This window comes from Candidatus Brocadia sp. (genome assembly GCA_021646415.1).
GTDB lineage: Bacteria > Planctomycetota > Brocadiia > Brocadiales > Brocadiaceae > Brocadia.
The window spans coordinates 31,003-57,191 of sequence record SOEU01000020.1; the positions used below are offsets into that span (position 1 = coordinate 31,003).

The window sequence follows — 26,189 nt, forward strand, 5'->3', positions numbered from 1 at the left end:
TGATTATGTAATCCCGAAGGGATGTCATTATTATAGCATATCGTTATGCAAGTATGGTTAACCCCGTAGGGGTGACATGGTATCATTATTTTCTTGATATTTCACCCCTACGGGGTTGAATATTGTGGTGCGTTTTTTTCTATAATCATATCATCCCTTCGGGATTTTCCCGTCTGCCCGTTTTCCCTATTGGCTCCTAACTATTCTGAGAAAATATTCTCTGTCACCGTCAGTTTCGCTGATTTGCCATTCATCATTAACGAAAATAGGACAGCCTGCCTCATTGGGCAAAAACTCTTTGGCGAACGTTGTCTTGCCTGCCCCGTTAGGCCCCGCAATAATAACAATCTTCTTTTCTTTCACCATGTTGATCCTTTAAATCGTCTTCGGTAACCCGCCTTTTGCCGGTTACACATTCGTGGATAAGGGATTTGCGGTATTGCTGTAATGTCATAATCTGAGTCTCAATATTCTCCTTAAGCTTTTTAAAATCTGTATTTTTTTCATCAAGATATTCACATATCTTATGTTGTTCTTTGGTTGGGGGAAGAGGCAACACAAAGGCATGAATCTCTCGAATGTTAAGTCCTTGCCGTGATGCTCCACGAAATCCAGCAAAAATCTGTCTCTGTCCAGCATCAGAAGATATGAAATAAAATAGAAATTTGAAGAATACCTTCTTTATCGGTCTTATAATGCAGACATGCTGATTAACATTAGCTTCGCCAAAGCCATCACTGACATAGTGACAACGGCCAAGAGATGCGCCGGTAATATTAAGAAGAACATCTCCTGGATAAACTTGTGTATTGGACATTGCTTCATGCTGTTCTTCTGTAATGTAAGCAATATCGTCGAGGCGTAAACCATCGAAATGAATATTCTGACTTCTGAACAAAGGTATTCCCTCGTCAACATAGACAGTTGCACCCCCCTCTGGAGTAATGCCACTGCCTATTTTCGTGGTTACATCCTTTAACCGATCCACTCTCCAAGGTCTTGGAATCTGCCCGATAAAACCTGCCCCGGAATCTTTCAATTCAACTGAATCATCTAGCCCGCGGGTGACGGCTTTGTGGATAATGGACTTCCGCAAGGCATCCAGCAATTCAAGCTGACGTCGCTTTGCCCCGATCGCCGCATCTATTGCCGCACAGGTCTCGTCGAGATAAGCGGCAATCCGGCACTGTTCGGATTTTGGTGGTAAATGAATTCTTGTATAATTAAGAAACCTTGAAGAGACGCGTTTCTGCCCCGCAGCACCTATCATATTTGTCTCTGCATAATCTCTGTAAACTGGATTGTATGTGTAGTAATAAAGAAATTTACCTTCAACCTTAGGTCCTGGGCGAAGGACATGGTATTCGGTACTGCCAAAAGCGTATTTCGTTGGCAATTTTCGACATAGGCCCCTTTGCCGTTCTCCATACAAGGTGTGATCTTAGCAAATAACACATCACCGACTTCAAAGTTGGTCAGTCCATTCGTTATAAGATCGTATTCTTCAGTGGTGCTTGTATCTATGTATCCCTTTTCAGAGACGGCCTCCATGGGTACGACTGTACATAATTCAGTTGGATCGGGTGCGCCATTGGAAAAACCAGGTGATAATTGTGCAGCATCCTTGATTCGATTGGGTTGCCATTCATCAGGAATATAACTAAGCCAAGACTCTGTTGTTTTTTGCATACTTAGGTACTTCCAAGCTCTGTTAAAATTCGGTCAGTTTTTTTTCCAGTTGCCAGAACTCATTTGACAACTCATTCGCCGGTTTATGCGGCTGGTATCATACCTTCACATCAGCTGTGTTCTTTAGCCGCATGGGAATCCAATAATCTTGTTGCTTCATAATTTTGGTTCTTTCTCAAATGCTTGTCATGGTTCGACAAGCTCACCACGACAAAGCTCACCACGACAAAGCTCACCACGACAAGGCTCCGACAGGCTCAGCCTGACAAGTTCTGCCTGACGATCTCAACCTGACAACTTGCAATACCCGTCATCTTGAGCCCTTCGATGAACTCCTGACTGGTTTGTCAAAGCATGATTATCATCCTGAACCTGCCATGGTTCGACAGGCGTTCGATTGAACTCACGCCGAAGGCTCACCATGACAGGGGACATTGTCACCGAAGCCTGTCAAAACACAACTTTTGTCCTGAGCCTGCAAAACACAACTGTTATCCTGAGCCTGTCAAAACACAACTGTCATCCTGAGCCTGCAAAACACAACTGTCATCCTGAGCCTGCAAAACACAACTGTCATCCTGAGCCTGTCGAAGGAGGACTGGCATCGGAGTCCCCACTATGACTCCCCTTGACATCCCGAACCTTTGGAGTAAGTTTAGTCGAACGATCATTTGAACTGCTTGTCGAATTGCCGCTTTTAGATAATTTCACCAAACCTTCAAAATCCCTGGCGATTAATGCCTCTTTCTTCCTCCTCGTCCAGCCTTTTATCTGCTTCTCCCTCACGATTGCATCCATAACATTGGTAAATTCTTCAACACGTACCAATTTCACAGGCCTTTTATCATGGGTATAACACCCTTTAATGAGACCCTCCTGATGCTCATAAAGTCGTCTTTCTATGTTGTTGGTTACACCCGTATAATAACTACCATCAGAGCATTGTAAGATATAAGTATAGTAGCTTTTCATAAGTTTCATAAATAGCGTTTGTCATGGTTCGACAAGCTCACCACGACAAGCTCACCACGACAAGCTCACCACGACAAGCTCACCACGACAAGCTCACCACGACAAGCTCACCACGACAAGGCTTCGATAGACGTTCGGCTGAGCTCATGCCGAAGGCTCAGCCTGACAATTTCACATTGACAGGGACATTGTCACCCTGAGCTTGTCGAAGGATGACCGGCACTCAGGATGACAGTTTTACGATACCTGGACATGATGACAGGTTTACGATGGCATCCTTTGTCACACTACAGTAAACTACTCATCGGAAAGTGTCCAACTATTATTGACACAGAGGGCCTTCGGCGTGAGCTCTGTCGAACACTTGCCGAGTTGTCACCCTGAGTTTGTCGAAGGGTGACATGGAATTAAGTTGTCCAGTTTGAACGAAAACAAGCTCATGTTTCATTTCAATTTCATCAACACTTCCTCAGCTTCTTTCTCCAATTTCCAAAACTCATTTAAAATCTCATCCGCCGGTTTGGGCGGCTCGTAGCGATAGAAATACTTGTTCGGCAGAATCTCATATCCAAGCTGGGGGCTGTCCTGCCATCGGATAATCTGTTTGCCGATTTCACGTTTCAGGAATTCCTCAATATCCTCGCCGTACTGAATGTACTCGTAATCTTCCACATAATGGCGGTGGGTGAATTCGGCTGAGACTTCAAGGGAATTGATAAATAATTTAATCGCCTTGCTCTTTTCAGTGGCAGTCTTAATATCAGATGCCAAGGCATTGATCTCGGTTGAAAATGCCTCTTTTACTTTTTTTTCAAAAAGCTTCACAAAATCGGAATCCGGAGAAAGTGTAAATGCAATCCCATGCTCTGAATTTCCGTATTTCAGATGTATGCGAAACCCCAGGTCGCCTGCATAAAATTCCTGTTCTTTCTTTATATTGGCAGCCGTAAAGGTCTTTGTATACGGTTCGGTGATGTATGCGGGCTGATCATTTTCGTCGGTCTGCCAGAAGACAACGTTTACCTTGTGATAGGCAAAATCCTTTGTATTGAATATCTTTACACACTCATCCTGGCATCCCTTTTTCCAGCCGTTGCAGTAGCGTTCTTCAATCCATTGCCTGTGGTGGTCGAGGATCCGGTTTCGCTTATTTCCGAAGGATTTCGGTTCTTTTTCATATTGCTGCCGCGCATCTATAATCATCACCCGTCCTTTATGAGAAGGAGGCTTATTGTTCGTCAGGAGCCAGACGTAGGTGAAAATACCGGTGTTGTAGAAAAGCTGGTCGGGCAGCATTACAATGGCGTCCAGCCAGTCATTTTCCAATATCCAGCGGCGGATTTCGCTCTCGCCTGAGCCGCAGTCGCCGTTGCTGAGCGGCGATCCATTGAAAATAATGGCAATACGGCTACCACCCTGATCCACTGGTTTCATCTTTGCCAGCATCGTTTGGAGAAACAGAAGCGCCCCATCATTGGTACGGGGCATCCCGGCCGCATAGCGTGTGGACTGGAACTCCTCGCCTCTGTCTCATATCCGTCCTTGCCTCCCCAGGTGACGCCGAACGGTGGATTACTGAGCATGTAATCAAACCGGTGGTTCTGGCCTGCGAGCTGGTCACCAGGCTCACGGTTTTGCTTTGAATGTGGGATGAGCGAATTGCCGTAACAAATCTCTGCCTGTCTGTCATCCTTGATCAGCATATCCGCCTTGCAGATGGCATAGTTGGCAGGCTGAAGCTCGTGTCCGTGCAAAGTGACAAACCGCTCCACATCCTCTCTCGCTTTATCGGTTCTTGCCTTATCCAGAAGGTGTTCCTTTGCAACAGAGAGCATACCTCCCGTCCCGCAGGCGGGATCATAAATAGAAATATGCTTCGTGGGGGCAGGGATATCAAGCAATTCCACCATGAGGCGAATGACCTCCCGTGGCGTGAAATGCTCTCCCGCCTCTTCGCCGCTCTGTTCTGAAAACCGGCGTAAAAGTTCTTCATAGATATATCCCATTTCAAGATTTGAGAGATGTTCCGGTCCCAATGGTTCAGTGGCGTATTGACTGAGAATGGGAGAAAGCCTGGCGTTCTTCACCATGCGCCCGATCACGGCGCGATAGTCAAAATGATCGATAATGTCCTGGATGTTATCGGAAAAGCCGTTGATGTAATCACGGAAGTTTTTCTCCATCAAGGTTGGGTCTTCCTTGCATATACCCTGCAATGTCCAATTGGTTTTATTCGAGAATGGAATTTCTTTGGGATTGAGTTCAAGTTCCTTGACCAGTTTCTCAAGTTTACTTTCAGTAATATCAGGTCTTTTCTTTCGAATCTCCTCAGCCTTCTTTTTCCGCCAGTCAATCAGGACACATTCCAGCCGCCGTATGACAATAATGGGCAAGATAACGCTCTGGTATTCGTAGGCCTTAAATTTACCTCGCAGCCGCTCGGCAGATTTCCAGATTTCATTGGCGAGGTTGTTTAATTTTGATTTGTTCAGTACCGTTGTCACAGAATAGTGTCTTTACGTTTATGCACCTTATATTGAATAATTTTGATTAATGACTCTCTCCTTACCTCCCCACATTCCATATTCCACATAATACTGAAAATATATTTAAAGTTACAAGTGATAAGTTTCAAGCCATGAGCAGTTTCTGGTCTGATTTTACTAGGATTACACCGTTTTGTCCTATTTGTTGCCCTTCTTAGAGGTATTACCTTTTTCCTTAAAGCCCTGCTGTACCTGTAAATTCATATTATCTAATTCATCATTCATTTGAAAATAGGTATTACCTATTTCCCTTTTTGTCTTTTGCCATTGTGCGTTCCGACCTCTGAAATTGGCTTTTTGCAGCTTGCTCATGATTGATTTTAAGGTCGTTGCGATCAATCTCTACGTCGTTGTTTGGATTTTGACGTTCAGGATTGGGTTGCAGGGATTATGTGAAAACCGGCAGCTATAAAATGTCGGTCAAAGGCCGCGACTTTAATGCACCTTTATATCTTCTCAGGAAGCAAAAAAATTATTTCTGACATTTTATGCCATACAATAATTCATCAATTATTTCATTATTCGTATGACCTATATCTACTGGGGGCAGATGAAAAAAAGGATCATCCTTTTTTATCGGAACTGGGTTTGTTTTTCTTTCTAGGAATTTTATGGATTTTACATCTTCTTTTTTTGCTTTACTGTACTCATTTTTTATATTTACATAATTACAAAACATTTGTCAATGGAAATTACTGGTAAATATGGAGTATAGTAGCTTTACAGGAAATCTTAAATTTGCCGAGAAATTATCAAAGATGATAATAAGGACTTTCGTTGCATCAATCTTATGCATTATGATTGCCGGTTGTGCATCCTTACCACCTGTTGAAGATAATCAGGCAGAACGCCAGGTAATCAATATATACGATAGTAAGGGAAACGTAAAAGAGCACGTGATTATCAAAGATGATTATGTTACGATTTATGATAAGGACTGGAAGACAAAGGGGCATGGAAAGGTGCAAAAATAGCAGAAATGTTGGGTTTCGTACCTCAACTCAACCAATGCTATCCAGTATTTGTCCCAGAGGTCTTTTCCCACCGCAATTGAAAACAGGTTGGAACAGTACACCCGGGAGATACTGAAATTTGAAGAGAAATACGGTGTCTCCTTCAGCGAATTTGAAAAAACGTGGGATGAAGGCAGGATAAAGGATAGGCACGGTCATGAAACAGAAAGCGACTTTATCGACTGGGAGATGCTGGAGATGGAAAAAAAAGGAGTTATTGTTGATATTGTCCAAACTCAAGGGACTTAAAAAGAGAGGCTTTACAAAATGGATTGTTTAAAGTCGGACATAACACAAACGAGACATTTGTGTCATATTTCTGTTTCCCAAGTTAAAAAATATCCTTTGATTTAATGTTATATCGCATCAACATGCGCTGAAGGTATTGACGCTCTATTTCGCTCTCCTTAGCAGCGTTTGTTACATTTTTCACTCGTTTTATTCAATACGTTCGTTCTATGTTTTATATTGAATGCATCGAGGATCTTCCTCCGTGCCTCTTTATATGGTTGAGCAAGTAAATCATCACAAACACTGTCACATTGCCCTCTTTATTACTCTCTTTTAGAGGTATTACATCTTTTCCTCCAAAGTGCCCCTGGTCCACGGCCAAGGCATTCCACTGCTTTAAGGACTTGGAGTTCCCTGAGCACCCGGCGTATCATATCCCTACTGACACCAGGACAAGCCCGCTCAATATCTAACAAGGAAAATTCACCTGCAAAGGAATCGATGGCTGTTTTAATCAATTCTGTCTTTGCACCTTTTGGAGACCTCAATTGTCCCACCCGTTCTTCAAACTCCCGGTAGGCTGACTTGAGAATAAAAAGAACATAGTTTATGTAAGGCCATGGGTCATGCTTCCCTTCATGCCAGCGCTGAGAGCTTTGTTCAAGGGTTTCATAGTAGCGATCCTTGTTCTGTTCTATAATCCGTTCGATACTGATGTAACGACCGACTTCATAACCAAGATGATAGCATTGAAGCAAAAGAAGCAGCCTTGAAATCCTGCCATTTCCGTCACGAAAGGGATGAATGCAAAGAAAATCGAGATTGAAGGCAGCCATAGCAATCAGTGGATGCACCCAGCGTTCGCGATTGCATTGATTCCACAGGTCAATCAACTCGGCCATATATGCAGGGGTTTGGACAGGGGAGACCGTCTTGAAACGTACCCGGAATGTGCCGTCAGGATGCTTCTCAATAATATCACTGGCTTTTTCTTTATATTGCCCTGCATCCCCAATATCACCCTTTGCCAATTTATGAAGCCTGGAAATGGTGTCCCCTGAGACCGGTAATTTTGAAGCTTGCTCATGAATGATCTTAAGGGCGTTGCGATAACCCCTTATTTCTTCCTCATCGCGGTCGCGCAAGTATGACTTGCCGAAAACAACGGTGCGGATGCGGGATTGATCAACGGTTACACCTTCGATGCGGTTTGAAGATACTGCGCTCTCTATAAGTGCATGTTCCCGCAAAACCTTGAGTTTCTGCGGTGCTTGTCTGGTAAAGAGTTCCTGCTTTCCGCGGGATTCGCCGAGATCGGCCAGATACCAAGAGGTAGTAGCTGGTATGCTTTCTGGTGTGTGTGAAAATTGCCTTAGCGTCATCATGTCTACAGTTCCTCATAGGGTGTCTGTTCTTTCCGAGACCCGTTAATATTACCCAGTAAAAACTTTTTTTGTGGTTTAAAAAATATCCTTCGATTTAATATTATATCTCTTCAGCATGCGCTGGAGATATTGACGTTCTATTTCGCTTTCCTTGGCCGCGTTTGTTACGTTTCCACCCGTTTTATTCAATACGTTCGTTATGTATTTTACATTGAATGTATCGAGTGCCTTCCTGCGCGCCTCTTTGTATGGTTGAGAAAGTAATTCATCTCCAAAATCCCCGGAGAGTCCCTCTTTTTTTACCAGCGGCAATATTACGTTTAACGATATTACGTCTTCATTGGTAAGGGTAATCGCTCTTTCTATAACATTTTCCAGTTCACGGACGTTGCCAGGCCAGTGGTAATTGTAAAATTCCGCTTCTACTTCAGGAGAGATCCCTTTGGTCTGTTTATTTTCCTTTTTGTTATACTTTTCAATAAAATGTTTTACCAGTAAGGGGATATCCTCTTTTCTTTCACGTAATGGAGGCATCCTGATGTTGATTACATTCAAGCGATAATACAAATCTTCCCGAAATTCCTTTTCCTGTACCCGCTGTAATAAATCCTGGTTTGTAGCTGCAATGATACGCACATCCACTTTTTTTGTAACCGTATCTCCCAGCGGAATAAACTCCCCTTCTTGTAAAACGCGCAATATCTTTGCCTGAACCGATTTTGGGATATCACCAATTTCATCCATAAACAGGGTACCACCATCTGCTTCTTCAAAGAGACCTTTTTTGTCTTTGATGGCACCGGTAAAAGCGCCTTTGACGTGACCAAATAATTCACTCTCAAGGAGATTCTCGGTTAACGTGGCACAATTAATTACGACAAATTTCTCATCTTTCCGATTCCCGGTAAAATGGACCGCCCTCGCTACAAGTTCCTTTCCCGTGCCGCTCTCGCCGGTAATCAGTACGGTAGCGGAGCTAAAAGCAACCCTTGAAATCATGTTCAGCACCTTCAGTATTTCTTTAGAACTTCCCACAATCTTTTTTAACCCATAGACTTTTTCCAGTTCGGAATGGAGATACTTATTTTCTTCAATAATCTTCTGCTGGGCAATCATGCGGTCGATATTGAGGATGATCTCATCGAGATTGAAGGGCTTTGTAATATAATTAAATGCACCCCGCCTCATTGCCTCTACAGCCGTCTCTATTCCTCCATAAGCAGTCATTATCAGCACGGAAGAGTTATATGTCCCCTTGATTCTTTGAAGTAATTCCAGTCCATCGATTCCCCCGGGGAGTTTCATGTCTATAATGACAAGGGGAAATTCCTGTTTTTTCAGTTCTGCCAGTGCCTCTTCTCCCGATGCCGCCGTTTTGACATGGAAGCCACGCTCTGTCAGTACGTTGTTCAGCACCTTCCGGTAACCAATCTCATCGTCCACGACCAATATTTTCGTCCCATTCGTTTTCATAAAAAAACTAGTCCAACCTATTCATTTGCCACAATGGCACTAAGACACTAAGTTATACTTTTACTTTGTAGCTTGCTGTCTCCTTGACAAATAACCAATGATAGAAGATTTATAGTTTAATCACAGACATTTCCTGCTCTTTTTTTGATTTCAGGGGTAAAAATATCCTGAATGTTGTGCCTTTCCCAATATCGCTGTCAACCTCAATACTACCGTCATGCATTTTTACTATTCCATAACTAATACTCAAACCCAGGCCCGTCCCCTTACCGTCCTTTCTTGTAGTAAAAAAGGGATCAAAAATTTTTTTCAAAACATTTTTACTGATACCCACCCCGGTATCCTTAATAAATATTTCAACACACTCCTTATCCGGATGGAAACGGGATCCTACTGTCAACTCACCCTTCCTAAGCACTCCGGCGTGTTCCGTATTGCCCATAAATTCTTTCATGGCAAAGACGGCATTATTGGTGATGTTAATGATAACCTGCTCCATTTGACGGGCATCCATCATAACGTCAGGGATATTTGGGTCGAGCGTACGAACTACTTCTATCTTTTCTTTTCTGTATTGTTTTTCTACCATACCGAGTACATTGTCTATCAGATCGTTCACGTTTGACAGGCGCATTTCCGGCTCTTTTTGCCTTGAGAAATCCAGCAGTCCGCTAATTAAGTCCTTACACCGCACGGACTCTTTCACAGAACCTTCTAAGTATTCATACAAATAAGTTCTGTTCTTATTAATAACAGTGTAAATTTGCGACAATTCCTGGCAGTACTTGTTTAAGTCATTAGCGATGTATGAAAGCTCCTCTGCCCATGTATCCTTTTCCAAGGTGACGTTTTCTGCGTGACCCAAACGAGAAATAAGACCATTCAGCCGCTGTGTGTTTTCAGAAATAGGGATCGAGCTTGTGAGTTTTAAGGCATTCGTGACCTTTTCGAAAATCTTTAAACTTTCCGTACTGTAAAGATAAATTACACCGATCGGATTATTGATTTCATGGGCAATTCCAGCTACCAACTGACCAATAGATGCCAGCCTGTCGGCCTGCACAAGCTTTTGCTCAAGTCTTCTCAATTCAGTAACATCGTTGGCAGTCCCTAATATACTCAACAATTTTCCATCTTTACTCTTGATAAGAGATGTGCTCAGCAATACATTTCGGACGTTCTTTTGCTTATCCAATACCTCAACCTCGAATATCTTCCTGAAACCATTGTGAATGATCTGATCTGCATTTTCCAGCCGCTTATCGAACAGGATGGAAATCAAAGGCTGCCCGATCAACTCCTCTTCGTGGTAACCCCATTCTTTGATCTTGGGATTGACAAAGGTAAAGTTTCCTTGAACATCAAGCGTGAATATCAGTTCGTTTGCATACTTTAAGATGCTTTCCAGATATTCTTTTCTTTCTTCAAGGTCGGCCTTCAGCTTCAGGAGTTTTTCACGCGCGTCTTTGATGTCATCGGTCATGTGGTTAAACGAGGTCGTTAGTTCACCAAGTTCGTCTTTCAAATTGCTTTCGACCCGGAAGTTCAGGTCACCTTCCGCAACCCTTTTCATGCCTTTGACAAGCCGTATAATGGGAATAATGATCCCCCGGGAGACAAAAAAGGATATAAATATTACACCAACAATACATATACCCACTACAGTAATAGCCCGATACTTGAACCTGGAAATGGGGGAATATGCCTCTGATTCATCTGTTTCCACCAAAAGGACCCATTTCATCTTCTTTACATACCGTGTGGCACCGATGACGTTCCTTCCCATGTAATTTTTATATACACCCACAATCTCTTTTCCGGAGTGAAGCGCTGCGGTCACAGGTTCGGTGTTGACTAGCTGTCGTAAAATGGCTTCTTCCTTAAATCTCGATTCGGTAATCATCAGGTGATTTTTGCTTACAATATATGCTTCGCTTGTCTTGCCCCTTCGAAGGAACATGCCCACATCTTCTTTTACACCAGCCTTTTTTCCCGTCGTAATTTCATTTAACTTGTTTGCATTGAATCGGATTACCAGCACACCGAGAAACTTTCCACTCCGTTTCTTTAGAATTGGTGTGGCAAAGGCCATTGAATACTCCCCTGTGTTTTCGTCCATATAGACATCCTTGACATAAGGACCTTCCTTGCCGTAGGTAAAATAATCTGCACCGAATTCAATCTTGCCGATGTTGTTCTCGTTACTCGATGCCACGATAATTCCCGCAGGGTTTAAGACAAAAGTCTCGTAAAAGTCCTTATTCAGATTCGTTTTGTATATCATGTAATCATTGAATTTTTTGACGATGTGTGTGTTCTTTGGGTTGTGGTTCAGAATTTCCAGGTGTCTTCGGATAAACTCATCAGATGCAAAAAATTGTGACGAATATTCACCCGCATTGAGGATAGTCAGTATATGATTTTTAATTCCATCAGCAAGGAATGCCTCTTCGTTGAGGAGTTCGTTCTTGATGGTTTCCTGCGCATACCGATAGGTAAGAATGGCAACGGTAATGATGGGCAAAATGGATAACAACAAAAACCAGCAAAGCAGTTTTCTGCCAATGCCACTAAAAAGATTAACGCCTTTTACCATATATAGCTTTTCATATTATGAATATATCATACCGGACTAAATTTACTTTAAGAAATTCAAAGTTGCCAAATATTCCATTTAATAATCTTGGTTAAAAAAACTTTTTCATAAGTATCTGAGAAGAGGCCTGAATAATGACTTACTCCTTCAAAGAACCTTCATCGCATATAGTAAAAATTAAAGAAGAAAGTTTATATGGTTTTAGTCATAAACTTCTTGCATTTCTGACGTTTACAGCGTACCGAATTTGTTATAATTTTACAATACCTCGTAAGTAACATCAAGCCGCAAATACATATACAGTACGATATTTGAATTTCGCAGTTGTTCCGTACAAAAACCCTTGAAATGCCTAATGCTTTTTACGATAATCTGCCAGCGATACCTGTCAGAACCATTTGCTTTTCATGAAAGAGATGAAGAGTAAAGGGAGCGAGGTTATCAGATAATTTAATAATGACGGAATTCCGGAATGAGTAAAGATACAGTCTGGTAGATAAATAATTTTATGGATGAAATAGATCTGTCCCATGCGGAAGAACAAACCAGGCTGGAAGTAATATCAAAGGCGGAGGAACGGTTCAACCGTCTGCGCCGGAGGGCAGGGTTTTATGCTGCCCCTCTGGCATTTTGTATTGTTCTCTGGCTCACCCGGGGCAGACTAACGCCTGACGGTAATTATCTGAGCGCAGTATTGGCTTGTGTGCTGGTGTTGTGGATGACTGAGACACTTCCTCTTCCGGTGAGCGCAATGCTGGGAGCATGCATGTGTATCGTCTTTGGTGTTGCGGATGCCAGGAAAACGTTCGCTCCGTTTGCAGACCCAATTATATTCCTGTTCATAGGTGGATTCATAGTCGCCCGTGCAATGACGCTGCATCATCTCGATCGGCGTTTTGCACTTGCCATTCTTTCTCTTCGCTGGGTTGGCGGGAATCGGGCAAGGATATTGGGTGCTTTTGGAATGGTAACAGCAATAACTTCAATGTGGGTCTCCAACTCGGCCGCTACAGCTATGATGATGCCAATTGCTATGGGGATTCTTCGTGCCCTCCGGGGTATACATCAGCCGGATCGTGACCCGTCCGGAATATCTTTGAAACTGCAAAATGACCCTTTCTCAACAGGCATCATGCTCATGACAGCATTCTCGGCATCGGTGGGTGGTATTTGTACCCCGATCGGTACGCCTCCCAACCTCATCGGTATTGGACTCATCAATAAGTTGGTCGGTGTGGAAATTAACTTTTTCCAGTGGATGGCCATTGGGATTCCCCTGTGTATAATCATGTATGGAGTGCTTTTTGTGCTGCTTTGTTTGCTGCACAACAAAAAGACGCAGAAAAACACTGATATGTTGCAATTCACACAATACCTTCAGGCAGAGGGTGAGTCACTTGGCGGGTGGACTCGTGGGCAGATAAATACGCTGATTGCCTTTGGAGTTGCCGTAGCATTGTGGATTACCCCTGGATTGCTCGCAATTACTCTTGGGAGTGATCACAAGTGTGCAAAATTCGCCAGTGAAAATTTTCCTGAAGGGATGGTTGCACTCATTGCGGCAAGCATCCTTTTTCTGTTGCCAACAGATAATAAACAGGGAAAGTTTACCATCACCTGGCGCGAGGCAGTGCAGATTGACTGGGGTACCATCCTTTTGATGGGTGGCGGAATGAGCCTTGGAGGATTGATGTTTTCCACCGGGGTAGCAGAAGCTCTTGGAAAGAGCGTTACGAACCTGATGGGTGCCCAATCGCTGTGGGGATTGACTGCAATATCAATTGCATTAGCGATTGTGATGAGTGAAATGACCTCCAATGCTGCATCTGCAAACATGATCATTCCGATCGTTATTACGCTTGCTAAGTCCGCAGGCATCAACCCGATTCCTCCGGCACTTGGGGCATGTCTCGGTGCCAGTTATGGGTTTATGTTGCCTGTGTCAACTCCTCCCAATGCAATCGTTTATGGCACCGGGTTGGTTCCAATTTCCAAAATGGTCAGGGTAGGTTTTTTCTTCGACATATGTGGCTTTGTCATTATCTGGCTGGGCATGCGGTTACTCTGCCCATTGATGGGATGGAAATAAAAGTTTTTAGAAGCTGCACAAACTTTTTGACTTATATCCTCAACCCGAATGAGTCAAAATAAATAAAATCCGAAAATTTGCTATTCAAACTTTTTGCCTTGATATTTTTGCTAAAAAATTCAAAACATTTTTTGATAATCGCTTGAGAGGTTTGTCCATAAGAGGATAAAATTACTCTTGCACTACCTCCCCCCTATATGGTTGAATAACTCTTGTAATTTTGGGTTTCATGCTACCAACCAAACGAAAGGCTTATTGTTATGGAAATACGGCAGCACCGGGGCAGGGTGTTAATTGGTAAACTAGGATTGGATGGACATGACCGCGGAGCGAAGTTTATTGCACGTAGTCTGCGTGAAGATGGCTTTGAGGTTATTTACACAGGTATACGCCTGACACCTGAAGAAATTGTATCAATGGCGATTCGTGAGGATGTAGATGCAATCGGTCTGTCGCTTCTTTCCGGCGTACATAATGAGCTTATTCCGGAGATGCTAAAAGCCCTTCGTCAGGCGAATGCCGGAGACATACCTGTAATCGTGGGAGGTATTATTCCCCAGGAGGATATTCCGCATTTAAGACACGAAGGTATTTGCGATGTGTTTACCCCCGGCACGCCGATTCAAACAGTTCTGAATGCATTTAGAAAAGTCGCCGGCGAATACCACCAAAAGAAGCGGTTAACGTAACATGACCGCAGAGGGAGTTGGAGAACCGGCAACGGTCATTTAAGAAGTATGTATTTCGCAAACTGAATTACTCAAAAAATGAGCCATTGAAGTATTCCTATGGATGAACATCCAGCGTTTGTTGATTGGAAAGAAAAGGTCCTTCAAAAAGTTTTGGACCGTACACCAGAACGATCAAAGGAGTTCAAGACTGCCTCAGGCCTTCCTGTGGAGCGCCTTGTATTGCCTGAGACCCTTGATGAAAAATATCTCTCGAAAATTGGTTTCCCCGGCCAGTATCCCTATACACGGGGGATTCAACCCACCATGTACCGCGGACGTCTCTGGACAATGCGGCAATATGCAGGATTTTCCACAGCAGAGGAATCTAATAAAAGGTACCGTTACTTACTGGAGCAGGGGACAACTGGACTTTCCGTAGCCTTTGATTTGCCAACGCAAATTGGATACGATTCCGATCATTTCATGAGCCGGGGCGAGGTCGGTAAGGTAGGTGTAGCCATTGATACCCTGGCGGACATGGAAGCCCTGTTTACCGGTATTCCACTGGATAAAGTTTCCACCTCAATGACAATTAATGCCCCGGCTGCGGTGCTGCTGGCCATGTATGTTGCAGTGGGAGAAAAACAGGGAGTTAATCCCTGTCAATTAACGGGGACAATCCAAAACGACATTCTCAAAGAATATATTGCCAGGGGAACGTACATTTTTCCGCCCCGGCCGAGTTTGAGATTAACGACAGATATTTTTGAGTGGTGTAGTAAGGTGGTTCCGCAATTCAATACAATTTCAATTTCGGGTTATCACATACGGGAGGCAGGTTCGACCGCAGTCCAGGAGGTTGCCTTTACTCTGGCGGATGGGTGTACGTATGTACAGGCAGCGATTCAAGCGGGTCTGGATGTCGATGTCTTTGCTCCGCGCCTGGCCTTTTTCTTCAGCACGTCCTCAGATATTTTTGAGGAAGTGGCAAAGTTTCGGGCGGCCCGGCGGCTCTGGGCGAGATTGATGAAGGAACGGTTCCATGCCCGGAAACCCACCAGCCAGATGTTGCGGTTTCATGCCCAAACGGCCGGATATACCCTGGCGGCACAGCAAGTTGATAACAATATAGTCCGCGTAGCATTACAGGCACTTGCAGCGGTGTTTGGAGGAACGCAGTCTTTGCACACAAATTCCCGTGATGAGGCATTGGCGCTGCCGGCGGAAGATGCAGTTCGTGTTGCTTTACGTACACAGCAGATTATTGCCCATGAATCCGATGCTTGCAATACTGTTGATCCCCTTGCTGGTTCTTATTATGTTGAAGATTTGACTGATCGGGTTGAGCGTGAAGTCCTGACACTGATCGAAGAAATTGATCGGGCAGGCGGAATGATTGCAGCCATCGAGGCAGGAATAGTTCAGCGCCAGATTGAGGAATCTGCCTTTCAATACCAACAACAAATTGACAGGGGTGAGCGGGCGATTGTGGGGGTCAACTGCTTTCAGGAACAGGAAAAAGTTTCCCTTCATGTCTTTCAAGTCAACAGATCTGTGGAGGAAAACCAGATAAGGAAACTTACGGAAATACGCACGAAACGTAATAACCAGAAAGTGAAAGAGGTACTGTCAAGTCTGGATGAAGCAGCGCGGGGAAAGGCGAATGTAATGCCCTTCATCATGGAGGCTGTACGCTGCTATGCATCGATGGGCGAGATTTGCGACGTCCTGCGCGGGGTGTTTGGTGTGTATGGCGGGAGAAGAGGTCTCTAGTATTGCCCCTGAAAAAACATCTTTTATAGAATCAATACCAGTAGCTGGAATGTGGAGTATTGGAATTTATTCGGTATTTGGTGCTTGTTATTTCCTGTGCTTTTGATTGCAGTTTCGCAGCGCCAGAAAATTATTAACAAAAACCATTAAACCCGCTTGAGGCAGGGAGCCGATTATGATTCAGAAAATTGATCATCTGGGAATTGCTGTACACTCACTTGATGAAGCAATTGGCTATTATGAGCAGGCGCTGGGTCTTGTGTGTAAAGGGCAGGAGGAAGTTCCTTCACAAAAGGTGCGGATAGCGTTCTTTACGGTGGGTGAAGTTCGGTTTGAGCTTCTGGAACCTACCTCGGCTGATAGTCCTGTAGCCGGGTTTCTTGAAAAAAAAGGCGAGGGATTGCACCATGTTGCCTTTGAGACGGATGACATCGGTGCACAGTTACAACAGGCCAGCAGGGCAGGTTGTCGTCTCCTGAATGAGACGCCGATTGAAGGGGCCGGCGGAAAGCTGGTAGCTTTTCTTCACCCGAAATCAACCCATGGTGTTCTTACGGAATTTTGTTCACAGGGTAACAGAAAATCATAAAGACAATATCATACAAAGTAAAAAATTTTTATGGCAATTCCACCAAAATGTATCGAAGAACTTGAAAGGCGCCGTGAGGCAATCCTGGATAGCGTGCGTGATAAAATCAGGGAGCGGCATGACAGGGGTTTAATGACTGCGCGTGAACGTCTCACAAGTCTTTTTGAAGAAAATACTTTTCAGGAATCGGGAATGCACGCACAGCATGCCTGCCGTGACTTTGGTATGGAGAAAAAGGCCTTACCCGGTGACGGGGTAGTAACAGGAACAGGTTATGTCGATGGGAGACCTGTGGCAGCGTTTAGTCAGGATTTCATGGTAGGTGGCGGAGCGTTGGGAAGGATTCATGCCCGGAAGGTATGCGATCTTATGGAGTATGCGCTGAAGACAGGAACGCCACTGGTTGGCTTTAATGATTCAGGAGGTGCGAGAATACAGGAAGGGGTAGATTCGTTGTCAGGGTATGGACAGGTTTTCTACCGGAACGTAATGCTCTCAGGTGTTGTTCCGCAGATTGCCGTCATTGCCGGCCCTTGTGCTGGGGGAGCAGCATATTCTCCGGCGTTAATGGATTTTATCATCATGACAAAGAATAACGCCAATATGTTTATCTGCGGACCTGATGTTATCAGAGCTACTACCGGACAATCTACAACCTTAGATGAAATTGGAAATGCGGTAGTTCACGCCTCAATCAGCGGGAATATTCATTTTATCGCAGAAGATGACCAACATGCCATTGATCTCGTGAAACAGTTACTTTCATATTTACCATCGAATAATATTTTGGATCCGCCACACCGGCCCACTTCTGCGATTTCGCTGGCTGAAGACCGGGGGATGAATGAGGTTGTTCCCGCAGACAACAGGGAGCCATTGCATGTGCTGGAAATTATTAAACGGTTGGTTGACGAAGGACATTTTCTGGAAGTACAGAAAGAATGGGCAAAAAATATTGTTATTGGTTTTGCAAGGATCGAAGGGATTGTGGTGGGACTTGTCGCCAACCAATCTTTCGTCAAAGCCGGAACAATCGATATTGATGCTTCAGATAAAGCGAGTCGTTTTATCCGCATTTGTAACGTTTTTAATATCCCTTTGGTAACGTTGGTGGATGTTCCCGGGTTTTTGCCCGGGATTGCCCAGGAACGGGGAGGGATTATCCGTCACGGGGCAAAAATGTTATTTGCCTATGCTGCGGCTACAGTGCCCAAAATTACCGTAATTCTCAGAAAGGCATACGGAGGTGCCTATCTGGCTATGTGCAGTCGGGATATGGGGGCAGACCTGGTTTTTGCATGGCCAACGGCAGAGATCGCCGTGATGGGGGCGGAAGGCGCAGTCAAAATTATCTACCGCCGTGAAATTGAGGCAGCTGAAGATCCAAAGGCTCGGGAGGAGGAGTTTGTATCAGAGTACAGGGAGCGGTTTGCTTCGCCTTATCAGGCAGCCGCTCACGCGATGATTACTGACGTAATAGAACCCTCACATACACGCTCTGTGATTGCGCTTGCGTTGCGCAAGACACTTTCAAAACGTGAAACTCGTCCACCGAAAAAACACGGGAATATTCCTCTCTAGTGGTGTTGTGTCAATTCTTTTGAAAATTTTTTACCTTCCCTTAATCTCCTTGCGAAGGAAGGGGCCAAGATGGTTAACTTAGTTGCGGTTCTGTTGCGATATGATGGTATTTAATAAAATGTTGATCTTTGCCAATTTGCCAGCACATCCGTCTTTTGTGGAAAATTTTCGTTTTCAAACAATTGGTTTCGTTCTTGTACTGTTGGTTTTGGGGTTGATCGCCTTGATACTGTATTCATTTGGATATCTCTTCAAAAAAACGGGTGACAGAAAGACCGTGACTGGTGCTGGTACAACTCTTGAAAGATCATTGGTATTACCACAGGAAGAAGATACCCAGGAGCTGCTGGCTGTTATTGCTGCTGCGGTGTATTTAGCAATAGAAGATTCCCACCGGATTGTTTCCATTCGTCCCGTTGCCGACGGCAAGGTCATTGAGAATCTCTACCTGCAGGCATGGTCTATCGAAGGAAGACGTCAACATTTTGCATCTCACAAAATCCGTTAATTTATAGAAAGAACAATTACTCGAAATATGAAAAAGCTTAGAGTGACTGTGGGCGGAAAGGTGTATGAAGTGACAGTTGAAATCCTTGAAGAGAATGAGCGCGGAACCCCGCAACCATCCAAACCTGTTACACCGCCTTCCGTTCAGGAACAGGCAGTACCGGCCACGGTTTTACCCATTCACGCCGGGCCGGGAGGAATTGTCAGTCCGCTGGCAGGCAGAGTAGTCGCCATGTCTGTGCATGTGGGGCAAACTGTTAATGAAGGAGATCAGTTGATGATCATTGAGGCGATGAAAATGAATAATTACATTTATGCACCTCAGAGCAGTCAAATTTCAGCCATTCTTGTAAAAATTGGAGATGCAGTAGAAGAAGGTCAACAGCTGTTAATCTTTTCATAAACCCACTTTTATGATTCAAGATTTCATCAATTTCCTGCACCTGACGGCATTTCATCTTGTGACGTGGCAAATGATGGTAATGTGGGGTATAGCGCTTGTACTGCTTTACCTTGCAGTATACAAAGGTTTTGAACCATTGCTGCTTGTGCCGATTGCTTTCGGGTCACTCATTGCAAATCTACCAACCCAGGGTATCGTCAATCTTCCGGTCCACAATCAGCCCGGCGGTCTTTACTATTACATCTCGAAAGGAATTACCTGGGAGGTATTTCCTCCATTAATTTTTCTGGGAGTCGGGGCACTGACTGATTTTGGACCACTGATTGCCAACCCACGTACGTTTCTCTTGGGAGCTGCTGCGCAACTGGGAATATTCGTTACTTTCCTTGGGGCATCCTGCCTTGGTTTTACTGCAAAGCAGGCGGCATCTATCGGAATTATTGGCGGGGCGGATGGCCCTACGGCTATTTTTATGTGCAATAGGCTTGCACCGGAACTGTTAGCGCCGATTGCAGTAGCTGCCTATAGTTATATGTCTCTCGTTCCTTTGATTCAACCTCCTATCATGAAATTATTAACTACACGGCATGAAAGGAGAATCAGAATGAAATCGCTGCGAAAAGTGTCAAAGCTGGAAAAACTCCTTTTTCCCCTGATTATCACCGTTCTTTGTGTGCTGCTCATTCCTGCATCTTCGGCTTTAATCTTCATGCTGATGCTGGGAAATTTCCTTCGCGAATGCAGTGTAACGGAACGTCTGGTGAATGCCGCCCAAAACGAGATCATCAATGTCGTTACGATTTTCCTTGGTACCAGTGTTGGTGTAACGATGACAGGCGAACGATTTCTTAATATCGAAACGCTTAAAATTCTGTTTCTGGGTGCCTTTGCTTTTGCAGTTTCAACGGCAGGTGGTGTTCTCATGGGTAAGGTAATGAATTACCTGAGCCCCCATAATCCCGTTAATCCACTTATTGGTGCAGCGGGAGTTTCTGCAATGCCTATATCAGCACGTGTTGCCCATCTGGAAGGTCAAAGGGAGGATCCGAATAATTATCTTATTATGCATGCGATGGGGCCAAATGTCGCCGGAGGGATAGGTGCCGTTGTTGTAGCCGGTTATTATATTGCGAGCTTGAGTAGATGAACACGCGTGAAAAGTTGTTACGGAATAAGGAGCAGGAGAAAAAAGTGCCTGGTTTCCGATTGTGGAGGTTTATGGCATTCCATAGTTGTACGGATTGTGGCCAAAAGATGCTTTTGGGGGGTACAGGAATCAATGTTTTGGACAGACCCGGTCAGACAAACTCCGCATTCGGGGTAACTAAGAATTATAGGTTATTTTTGATATCTTCTATAGCCCTTTTTACTTCTTCTACATCGGGGGCATTGGGGTTGAGTTTTAGATAGGCCAAGTAATCCCTTAGCGCGTCTTTATTATTGCCGAGCATCTTGTAAGTATTTCCACGGTGGAGATAGGCAAAAGGGTTGTATGGAAAGAGTTCTATGGATGCGTTGAAGTCCGCAAGGGCATCTTCGTGTTTTTCTAACTGGTTTTGCATTTGACCTCGTTCGAAGTATACTCCAGCCATTCGGGGACTCAATTCTAACACCCTGTTATAATCTTCCATAGCCCTTTCAATATCTCCCTTTCCGCGGTATGCTTTGGCACGAATATAATAGGCAAAGGAATTCCCTGGTGCGAATTTTATGAAGATCGTTATGTCCTCAATAGCTTTATCAAAGCGCTGTGCATCAGCATGAAGAATTCCCCTTTTCATGTACATTTCGGTATTATTGGGATCAAGTTCCAGCGCCTTGTTAAAGTCTTCCAGGGCTTTTTCTGGTTCACCTGATTCGGCGTAAGCCAGGCCACGCTGGGCATATGCAGCCGCAAATTGAGGGTTTGAAGAAATGGCGCTGCTCATGTCTTCGATTGCCAGGTCTGCCCTCCCGATCATTTTAAATGCGATGCCCCGGTTATAATAGGACAAGGTTGAATTGGGGTCTAAAGACAGCGCCTTGCTATAATCCATGATGGCTCTGTCAATAATTTCCATTGAGGCATAAACAGAACCACGGTTGTAATATGCCGGTGCATAGTCAGGATTCAGGGCAATGGCCTTGTTATAATCCTCCAGGGCACGTTCGCGATCATTCATTTTTTCGTTAAGGACACCCCGGTTACAATAGGCTACGGCATCGTTCCCGTGTAATTGGATAGCATGGTTTATGTCTTTCAAAGCGGCCTGTATATTACCTTTCTCTTTTTGTATTATGGAACGGTTTAGATAAATATCAGCAATTACTTCGTTCGTGGTGAGATTTTTGAGATAATATCCATTCTTGATGCTTGTTTGTGAAATGCGCTTCCCAGGCATATGTACGTAGTAACTGTCGGGAGTGGCCATACCCTCATAGCCTGTTTCAATGTTCTTGCGAAAATCTCCGTCGTCGTAACGCACAAAGATATGCTCTGGTACGCTTACACCGTAGATTGGCAGGTGTAACCCTTCTGCAATACTGAGATAGAGAATCGACAGCCCTACGCAGTTGCCGGTCTTTGCGTCCAATACCTTGTTTAAGGATAGATACTCTAGTTCGCCTGTTTGTACATACTTAAACTGGAGTTCGTTGAAGAGTACAACGTTGATGGTTTTGATAATCTGTTCCGGTTCTGTTTCGTCATTAAGACTTTTCTTGATATTTTGAATAATGCTATCGAGCTTTTTGAGATACTGTTCTATGTCTATTTCAGGATACGATTCTTGCGCAATTTGAAGTGCAGCTTTTGCCAGCCCTGTTTCCTGCGTATTAATTTCCCAGACCAGATTTGGCCTAAAATCTTCTGCCAATAAATCGAACGAGGCATACTTCAAACCAATGAAAGAATATTTGAAACTGCAGATTACACAGATTGCACAGAAAAAAAATACAAAAACAGATTTCACAGATTTTTTATTTATCTGTGTAATCTGTGAAATCTGTGGTCGTCTTCTCATTTTGTTAGTATGCATGTTTGTTAATAAGTCCGTTCCACAGCGTAAGCCAGATTATCTTCAGATCAAAGTTTAATGACCAGTTTTCAATGTAATACAGGTCGTATTCAATTCGTTTTTCCAATGATGTATTTCCACGCCAGCCGCTAACTTGTGCCCAGCCAGTGATTCCCGCCTTCATTTTGTGCCTTAACATGTATTTTGGAATGGTGTTTCTGAAATTTCTTATAAAGATTGGTCTTTCAGGACGTGGTCCGACAATACTCATGTTTCCTCGTAATACATTAAAAAACTGCGGAAGCTCATCCAGACTCGTCCTCCTCAGCAATTTGCCTATTTTGGTGCACCTTGGGTCGTCCTTCTTCGTCCAAACGGGTCCCGTTGCTTGTTCCGCATTGATAAACATCGTTCGGAATTTGAGCATATTAAATATCTTACCGTCCATCCCCATCCTTTCCTGCTTAAAGAATACAGGGCCTTCAGAAGTTAGTTTAATCAGTATTGAGATAATGATCATAAGAGGGGCCGTAAATACGAGAACAAGCGAGGAGAAAACAACGTCCAGAACCCTTTTTACAATAATATTCCAGCCATAAAGAGGCGTGTCGCGAAGGCTGATGAGCGGCATGCCCTCAAACTCACTTACACTGCCACGCAGGGTAATGAACTCAAAGAGGTCTGGCAAGACCATGATACTAACCATCTCGTCACCGATCCAATTTAAAACCTCCTTCAGTTGATTATGGGCATTAAAGGGTAAGGCAACAAAAACAATATCGATACCAAGTTTTGGAATGAATTCACGGACATCCGGATATTTCCCCAGGACCTTTATTCCCTGTATGGTGTTTCCTGCAGTATTCGGGTCGTTGGTCAGGAAACCGGAAATCTGAATTCCGAGTTCGGGATGTTTCTGTAGTTTTTTTACGAGGTCTTGTCCCAACTTTTCTGTGCCTATGATCAAGGCGTATCTCTGATTGTACCCCTTCTGTCGCAAGAAACGTAGAAATTCCCGGAACAGGATACGAGTCAGGCTGAGAGATACAATGTTGATGAGCCAGAAATACAAGAACGTTAAACGGGAAAATTCATATTGACGGAAGAGGAACGTCAGCGCGATAAGGATCAGTGTGGCGAATGTGGATGCCTTGCCAATATCTATGATTTCAGAAATCCTGGTTGAAACCCTGCGGGGACGATACAGCCCAAATACTTTAAAAACCATACCCCATAAAGGAATCATGAAAATGAGGAGGATCAGGTAAATTTTCAGGGGAGGAATCCCTTTATAAACGGGTATAATGCCCGAATAAAACCTCAGGTAGTAGGAGGATATCCACGTGATGGACAGGGTGAACCAGTCGGTAAGGAGCAATAACGATTCGAAAAACTTGCTGTGTTTCTTTAGCATAAAAGTTTTTCAGTATATTGTTTAAACTTTTCTTTAAATGTTAAGCGATCAAAACTTTCCGCATGTTTTCTAATTAAAAGTGGATCAAATAGGTCTTTATGGTGTTCAAAAAACCTTACAGCCTCCATCAAGGACTCTGTCGTTTGTTTTGTAAAAAATACACCGGTAGGTGTTTCTGGCCCCCCGGGTGTCTTTTCCATTGCGGAATCACAATGAGCGTATACACCATGAACGGTTTCTAACACCCCCCCTTTAGCAAAGGCAATTACAGGTTTTCCGCATGCCTGTGCCTCCAAAGGGACGATTCCAAAGTCTTCTTCTCCAGGAAAGATTAATGCTTTGCATCCCCGGTAATATTCCTTCAAAGATTCGCTGGATTGCCATCCAATACACTGTACGTGTTTTTTTGCCATCTTCCTGATTTGCTCTTCTTCTTGTCCCCCTCCGATAATGACAAGCGGTAAACTCATTCTTTCAAATGCATCTACAGCAATATCAATCCTTTTATAGGGAGCAAAGGCTGATACAACCAGATAGTAGTCTCCTTCTCTTTGACTCTCCGGAGGTGTGTAAAGCGAACAATCTACGGGCGGGTGAATGACCTCCGCCGATCTTTTATAATATTTTTTTATCCGGTTTGCAACATGATAGGAGTTTGCCACAAAGTAATCCACCCGGTTACTGGAGGCAACATCCCACATCCGCAGGTAATGTGCTATGGCAGGTATCAAAAACCTGGAAATGATCCCCTTTTTACCGTTACCAAAATAGGTGTAGTAATGATCCCATACATAGCGCATCGGGGTATGGCAGTAGCATACATGGACTGCAGATGGAGAGGTCAACACCCCTTTGGCCACGCAGTGACTGCTGGACAGAACCATATCGTACTCTCTCATATCGAAACCTTCTATTGCTAAAGGGAATAACAACAGAAAAGAGCGGTAGTTCCTTTTCGCAAGAGGCACTCTTTGGAGGAAGGAGGTTTGAATATTTCTGTCCTCTATTGTCTTTGAAACTGAGCCATGACGATGGATTAATGTAAAAATGTCTGCTTCTGGAAAGAGTTCACAGAAGACCTCCAAAACCTTCTCCCCTCCCCGCATTCCGGTCAGCCAGTCATGTACTATTGCCACCCGCACGTGAGTTCTCTTATCAGGTTCATTGAAAATTGAAAATTATAATACCATATAATACACAAAATCTGCGTAAATGACAATTTAAAATCAATTGGAAATTGTTTGTAGAAAAGTACCTATGAACACAACTATTAGTCTGGACATCATGCGACTGGGGCATTTAGGTAAAGAGGGTTGCTAATAAAAATATTTATTTTTGAAAAAAACCTGCCGATTATTATAATGTTGAAGTTTAAAAATGAGTAAATAATGATATGGCCTCTCAAAGGGCAACGGAGAGGTATGGTTACAGCTGTGCTCTGGATCTGTAATTTAGATCAGAAAAATAAACTTTCATAAGATATAATATCTGGACTTGCAAAAGCTATTTGTATAGTATGAATCTCTGGACTGCTATAGAAGATTGTTTAACGAGAATCTTGGATATGGTATGTAGCATTTTTTTGCTTACTATTCTTCTTCCTTTGTTTTTCATTATTGCCATTTTGGTAAAAATAGATAGTAAAGGACCTGTTTTCTTTTTGCAGAAGCGGTGTGGCAGGCATGGAAAGGTGTTTCATATGTATAAATTTAGAACGATGGTTAAAGATGCAGAGTCCTTGAAAAAAAGGCTTAAGAACGAGATGGACGGCCCCATGTTTAAAATGAGAAATGACCCAAGAATTACAGAAATAGGGAAGATTCTCAGAAAGTATAGCCTTGACGAATTGCCTCAGTTGATAAATGTTTTAAAAGGACAGATGAGTCTTGTAGGCCCAAGACCCCTGGCAGATGAAGAGATGACGGGAGACGACAATTGGAGAAAAATCAGGCTCTCGGTCAAGCCAGGTATGACCGGACTTTGGCAGATAATGGGAAGGGAGAGCGGTAAATTCAGTGATTGGGTAAATTATGACATTACCTACGTGCAGAAAAGATCACCCCTTTTGGATTTAAAAATCCTTTTTTTTACCTTCTTTACTGTTTTTAGCAGAGTAGGGACGTAACAATAATTATTCGTAACACTTTAGTTTTTTGAAAAACTATCAAGGCAAAGCCTTGTGCTGATTTCGCCCCGGAGGGGCAAATTGCTCATAGGCAGGCAATTTATTGCCTGTGTTAAGAGAAAGATAAAAATAAGCC

General features: G+C 43.7%; 19 protein-coding genes and 2 pseudogenes. 11 read left to right on the plus strand and 10 right to left on the minus strand.

Annotated features, from left to right (window positions below; translation table 11 throughout):
- Positions 1–249: 249 nt before the first annotated feature.
- The 4 genes and pseudogenes from E3K36_14080 to E3K36_14095 all read right to left on the minus strand — a co-directional run bounded on the left by E3K36_14080 (position 250) and on the right by E3K36_14095 (position 5,165).
- Positions 250–366: pseudogene (locus tag E3K36_14080) on the minus strand (Zeta toxin family protein).
- Positions 326–1,432, minus strand: coding sequence for a restriction endonuclease subunit S (locus tag E3K36_14085; protein MCF6156335.1), 1,107 nt, complete (start codon positions 1,430–1,432; stop codon positions 326–328). Before E3K36_14085 ends, E3K36_14080 begins: the two are co-directional and overlap by 41 nt.
- An 830-nt stretch (positions 1,433–2,262) precedes the next feature.
- Entirely contained in the window at positions 2,263–2,661 is a 399-nt protein-coding gene (locus E3K36_14090; protein ID MCF6156336.1) for a GIY-YIG nuclease family protein, read from the minus strand.
- 444 nt (positions 2,662–3,105) lie between these two features.
- Positions 3,106–5,165 (minus strand): annotated as a pseudogene (locus E3K36_14095) (SAM-dependent DNA methyltransferase).
- Positions 5,166–5,965: 800 nt separating this feature from the next.
- On the opposite strand from E3K36_14095, the gene E3K36_14100 reads away from it, so the two are divergent.
- Both E3K36_14100 and E3K36_14105 read left to right on the plus strand, forming a co-directional pair.
- Positions 5,966–6,181, plus strand: coding sequence for a hypothetical protein (locus E3K36_14100; protein MCF6156337.1), 216 nt, complete (start codon positions 5,966–5,968; stop codon positions 6,179–6,181).
- A gap of 87 nt (positions 6,182–6,268) precedes the next feature.
- Positions 6,269–6,469: a hypothetical protein gene (locus E3K36_14105; GenBank protein MCF6156338.1), complete on the plus strand. Its 201-nt coding sequence runs from the start codon at positions 6,269–6,271 to the stop codon at positions 6,467–6,469.
- A gap of 305 nt (positions 6,470–6,774) precedes the next feature.
- On the opposite strand, the gene E3K36_14110 is transcribed toward E3K36_14105, so the two are convergent.
- The 3 genes from E3K36_14110 to E3K36_14120 all read right to left on the minus strand — a co-directional run bounded on the left by E3K36_14110 (position 6,775) and on the right by E3K36_14120 (position 11,905).
- A complete protein-coding gene (locus E3K36_14110; protein ID MCF6156339.1) occupies positions 6,775–7,836 on the minus strand; it encodes a Fic family protein in 1,062 nt (353 codons plus the stop codon).
- 75 nt (positions 7,837–7,911) lie between these two features.
- The gene (locus E3K36_14115) at positions 7,912–9,309 is read right to left on the minus strand and encodes a sigma-54-dependent Fis family transcriptional regulator (protein MCF6156340.1); all 1,398 of its coding nucleotides are present in this window, start codon (positions 9,307–9,309) and stop codon (positions 7,912–7,914) included.
- A 109-nt stretch (positions 9,310–9,418) separates the two neighbouring features.
- Positions 9,419–11,905: a sensor histidine kinase gene (locus E3K36_14120; GenBank protein ID MCF6156341.1), complete on the minus strand. Its 2,487-nt coding sequence runs from the start codon at positions 11,903–11,905 to the stop codon at positions 9,419–9,421.
- Positions 11,906–12,413: 508 nt separating this feature from the next.
- On the opposite strand from E3K36_14120, the gene E3K36_14125 reads away from it, so the two are divergent.
- The 8 genes from E3K36_14125 (at position 12,414) to E3K36_14160 (ending at position 20,665) form a co-directional block, all read left to right on the plus strand.
- Positions 12,414–13,994, plus strand: a complete 1,581-nt coding sequence (locus E3K36_14125) for a DASS family sodium-coupled anion symporter (GenBank protein ID MCF6156342.1) — start codon at positions 12,414–12,416, stop codon at positions 13,992–13,994.
- 266 nt (positions 13,995–14,260) lie between these two features.
- Positions 14,261–14,683 (plus strand): cobalamin B12-binding domain-containing protein, encoded by a 423-nt coding sequence (locus tag E3K36_14130; GenBank protein MCF6156343.1) that lies wholly within the window; start codon positions 14,261–14,263, stop codon positions 14,681–14,683.
- Between the two features lie 99 nt (positions 14,684–14,782).
- On the plus strand, positions 14,783–16,438 hold the full coding sequence (locus tag E3K36_14135) for a methylmalonyl-CoA mutase (protein MCF6156344.1): 1,656 nt from the start codon (positions 14,783–14,785) through the stop codon (positions 16,436–16,438).
- Positions 16,439–16,613: 175 nt separating this feature from the next.
- A complete protein-coding gene (gene mce, locus E3K36_14140; protein ID MCF6156345.1) occupies positions 16,614–17,027 on the plus strand; it encodes a methylmalonyl-CoA epimerase in 414 nt (137 codons plus the stop codon).
- Between the two features lie 30 nt (positions 17,028–17,057).
- Complete coding sequence (locus E3K36_14145; protein MCF6156346.1) at positions 17,058–18,608, plus strand: acyl-CoA carboxylase subunit beta; 1,551 nt, start codon at positions 17,058–17,060, stop codon at positions 18,606–18,608.
- A 100-nt stretch (positions 18,609–18,708) separates the two neighbouring features.
- Positions 18,709–19,116: a hypothetical protein gene (locus E3K36_14150; GenBank protein ID MCF6156347.1), complete on the plus strand. Its 408-nt coding sequence runs from the start codon at positions 18,709–18,711 to the stop codon at positions 19,114–19,116.
- A 27-nt stretch (positions 19,117–19,143) separates the two neighbouring features.
- Positions 19,144–19,518 (plus strand): biotin/lipoyl-binding protein, encoded by a 375-nt coding sequence (locus tag E3K36_14155; protein ID MCF6156348.1) that lies wholly within the window; start codon positions 19,144–19,146, stop codon positions 19,516–19,518.
- 79 nt (positions 19,519–19,597) lie between these two features.
- Positions 19,598–20,665: a sodium ion-translocating decarboxylase subunit beta gene (locus E3K36_14160; GenBank protein ID MCF6156349.1), complete on the plus strand. Its 1,068-nt coding sequence runs from the start codon at positions 19,598–19,600 to the stop codon at positions 20,663–20,665.
- 184 nt (positions 20,666–20,849) lie between these two features.
- Here the strand turns inward: E3K36_14160 and E3K36_14165 are convergent, their stop codons facing one another.
- From E3K36_14165 to E3K36_14175, 3 genes are read right to left on the minus strand one after another with little or no spacing between them, the layout of a single operon-like run.
- Positions 20,850–22,535, minus strand: a complete 1,686-nt coding sequence (locus E3K36_14165; protein MCF6156350.1) for a tetratricopeptide repeat protein — start codon at positions 22,533–22,535, stop codon at positions 20,850–20,852.
- Positions 22,525–23,928, minus strand: coding sequence for an undecaprenyl-phosphate glucose phosphotransferase (locus E3K36_14170; GenBank protein MCF6156351.1), 1,404 nt, complete (start codon positions 23,926–23,928; stop codon positions 22,525–22,527). Before E3K36_14170 ends, E3K36_14165 begins: the two co-directional genes overlap by 11 nt.
- Positions 23,922–25,070: a glycosyltransferase family 4 protein gene (locus tag E3K36_14175; protein ID MCF6156352.1), complete on the minus strand. Its 1,149-nt coding sequence runs from the start codon at positions 25,068–25,070 to the stop codon at positions 23,922–23,924. The genes E3K36_14170 and E3K36_14175 overlap by 7 nt, the downstream gene beginning before the upstream one ends.
- Before the next feature lie 374 nt (positions 25,071–25,444).
- Here E3K36_14175 and E3K36_14180 point away from each other — a divergent pair, with 374 nt between their 5' ends.
- Positions 25,445–26,053 (plus strand): sugar transferase, encoded by a 609-nt coding sequence (locus E3K36_14180; GenBank protein MCF6156353.1) that lies wholly within the window; start codon positions 25,445–25,447, stop codon positions 26,051–26,053.
- The last annotated feature ends 136 nt before the right edge of the window (positions 26,054–26,189 follow it).

Excerpts from the sequence above, each read along its gene's own strand:
- E3K36_14090 (MCF6156336.1), bottom strand. The coding sequence starts at position 2,661 with ATGAAAAGCTACTATACTTATATCTTACAATGCTCTGATGGTAGTTAT.
- E3K36_14100 (MCF6156337.1), top strand. The coding sequence starts at position 5,966 with ATGATAATAAGGACTTTCGTTGCATCAATCTTATGCATTATGATTGCC.
- E3K36_14110 (MCF6156339.1), bottom strand. The coding sequence starts at position 7,836 with ATGATGACGCTAAGGCAATTTTCACACACACCAGAAAGCATACCAGCT.
- E3K36_14115 (MCF6156340.1), bottom strand. The coding sequence starts at position 9,309 with ATGAAAACGAATGGGACGAAAATATTGGTCGTGGACGATGAGATTGGT.
- E3K36_14120 (MCF6156341.1), bottom strand. The coding sequence starts at position 11,905 with ATGGTAAAAGGCGTTAATCTTTTTAGTGGCATTGGCAGAAAACTGCTT.
- E3K36_14125 (MCF6156342.1), top strand. The coding sequence starts at position 12,414 with ATGGATGAAATAGATCTGTCCCATGCGGAAGAACAAACCAGGCTGGAA.
- E3K36_14135 (MCF6156344.1), top strand. The coding sequence starts at position 14,783 with ATGGATGAACATCCAGCGTTTGTTGATTGGAAAGAAAAGGTCCTTCAA.
- mce (MCF6156345.1), top strand. The coding sequence starts at position 16,614 with ATGATTCAGAAAATTGATCATCTGGGAATTGCTGTACACTCACTTGAT.
- E3K36_14145 (MCF6156346.1), top strand. The coding sequence starts at position 17,058 with ATGGCAATTCCACCAAAATGTATCGAAGAACTTGAAAGGCGCCGTGAG.
- E3K36_14150 (MCF6156347.1), top strand. The coding sequence starts at position 18,709 with ATGATGGTATTTAATAAAATGTTGATCTTTGCCAATTTGCCAGCACAT.
- E3K36_14155 (MCF6156348.1), top strand. The coding sequence starts at position 19,144 with ATGAAAAAGCTTAGAGTGACTGTGGGCGGAAAGGTGTATGAAGTGACA.
- E3K36_14160 (MCF6156349.1), top strand. The coding sequence starts at position 19,598 with ATGTGGGGTATAGCGCTTGTACTGCTTTACCTTGCAGTATACAAAGGT.
- E3K36_14165 (MCF6156350.1), bottom strand. The coding sequence starts at position 22,535 with ATGCATACTAACAAAATGAGAAGACGACCACAGATTTCACAGATTACA.
- E3K36_14170 (MCF6156351.1), bottom strand. The coding sequence starts at position 23,928 with ATGCTAAAGAAACACAGCAAGTTTTTCGAATCGTTATTGCTCCTTACC.
- E3K36_14180 (MCF6156353.1), top strand. The coding sequence starts at position 25,445 with ATGAATCTCTGGACTGCTATAGAAGATTGTTTAACGAGAATCTTGGAT.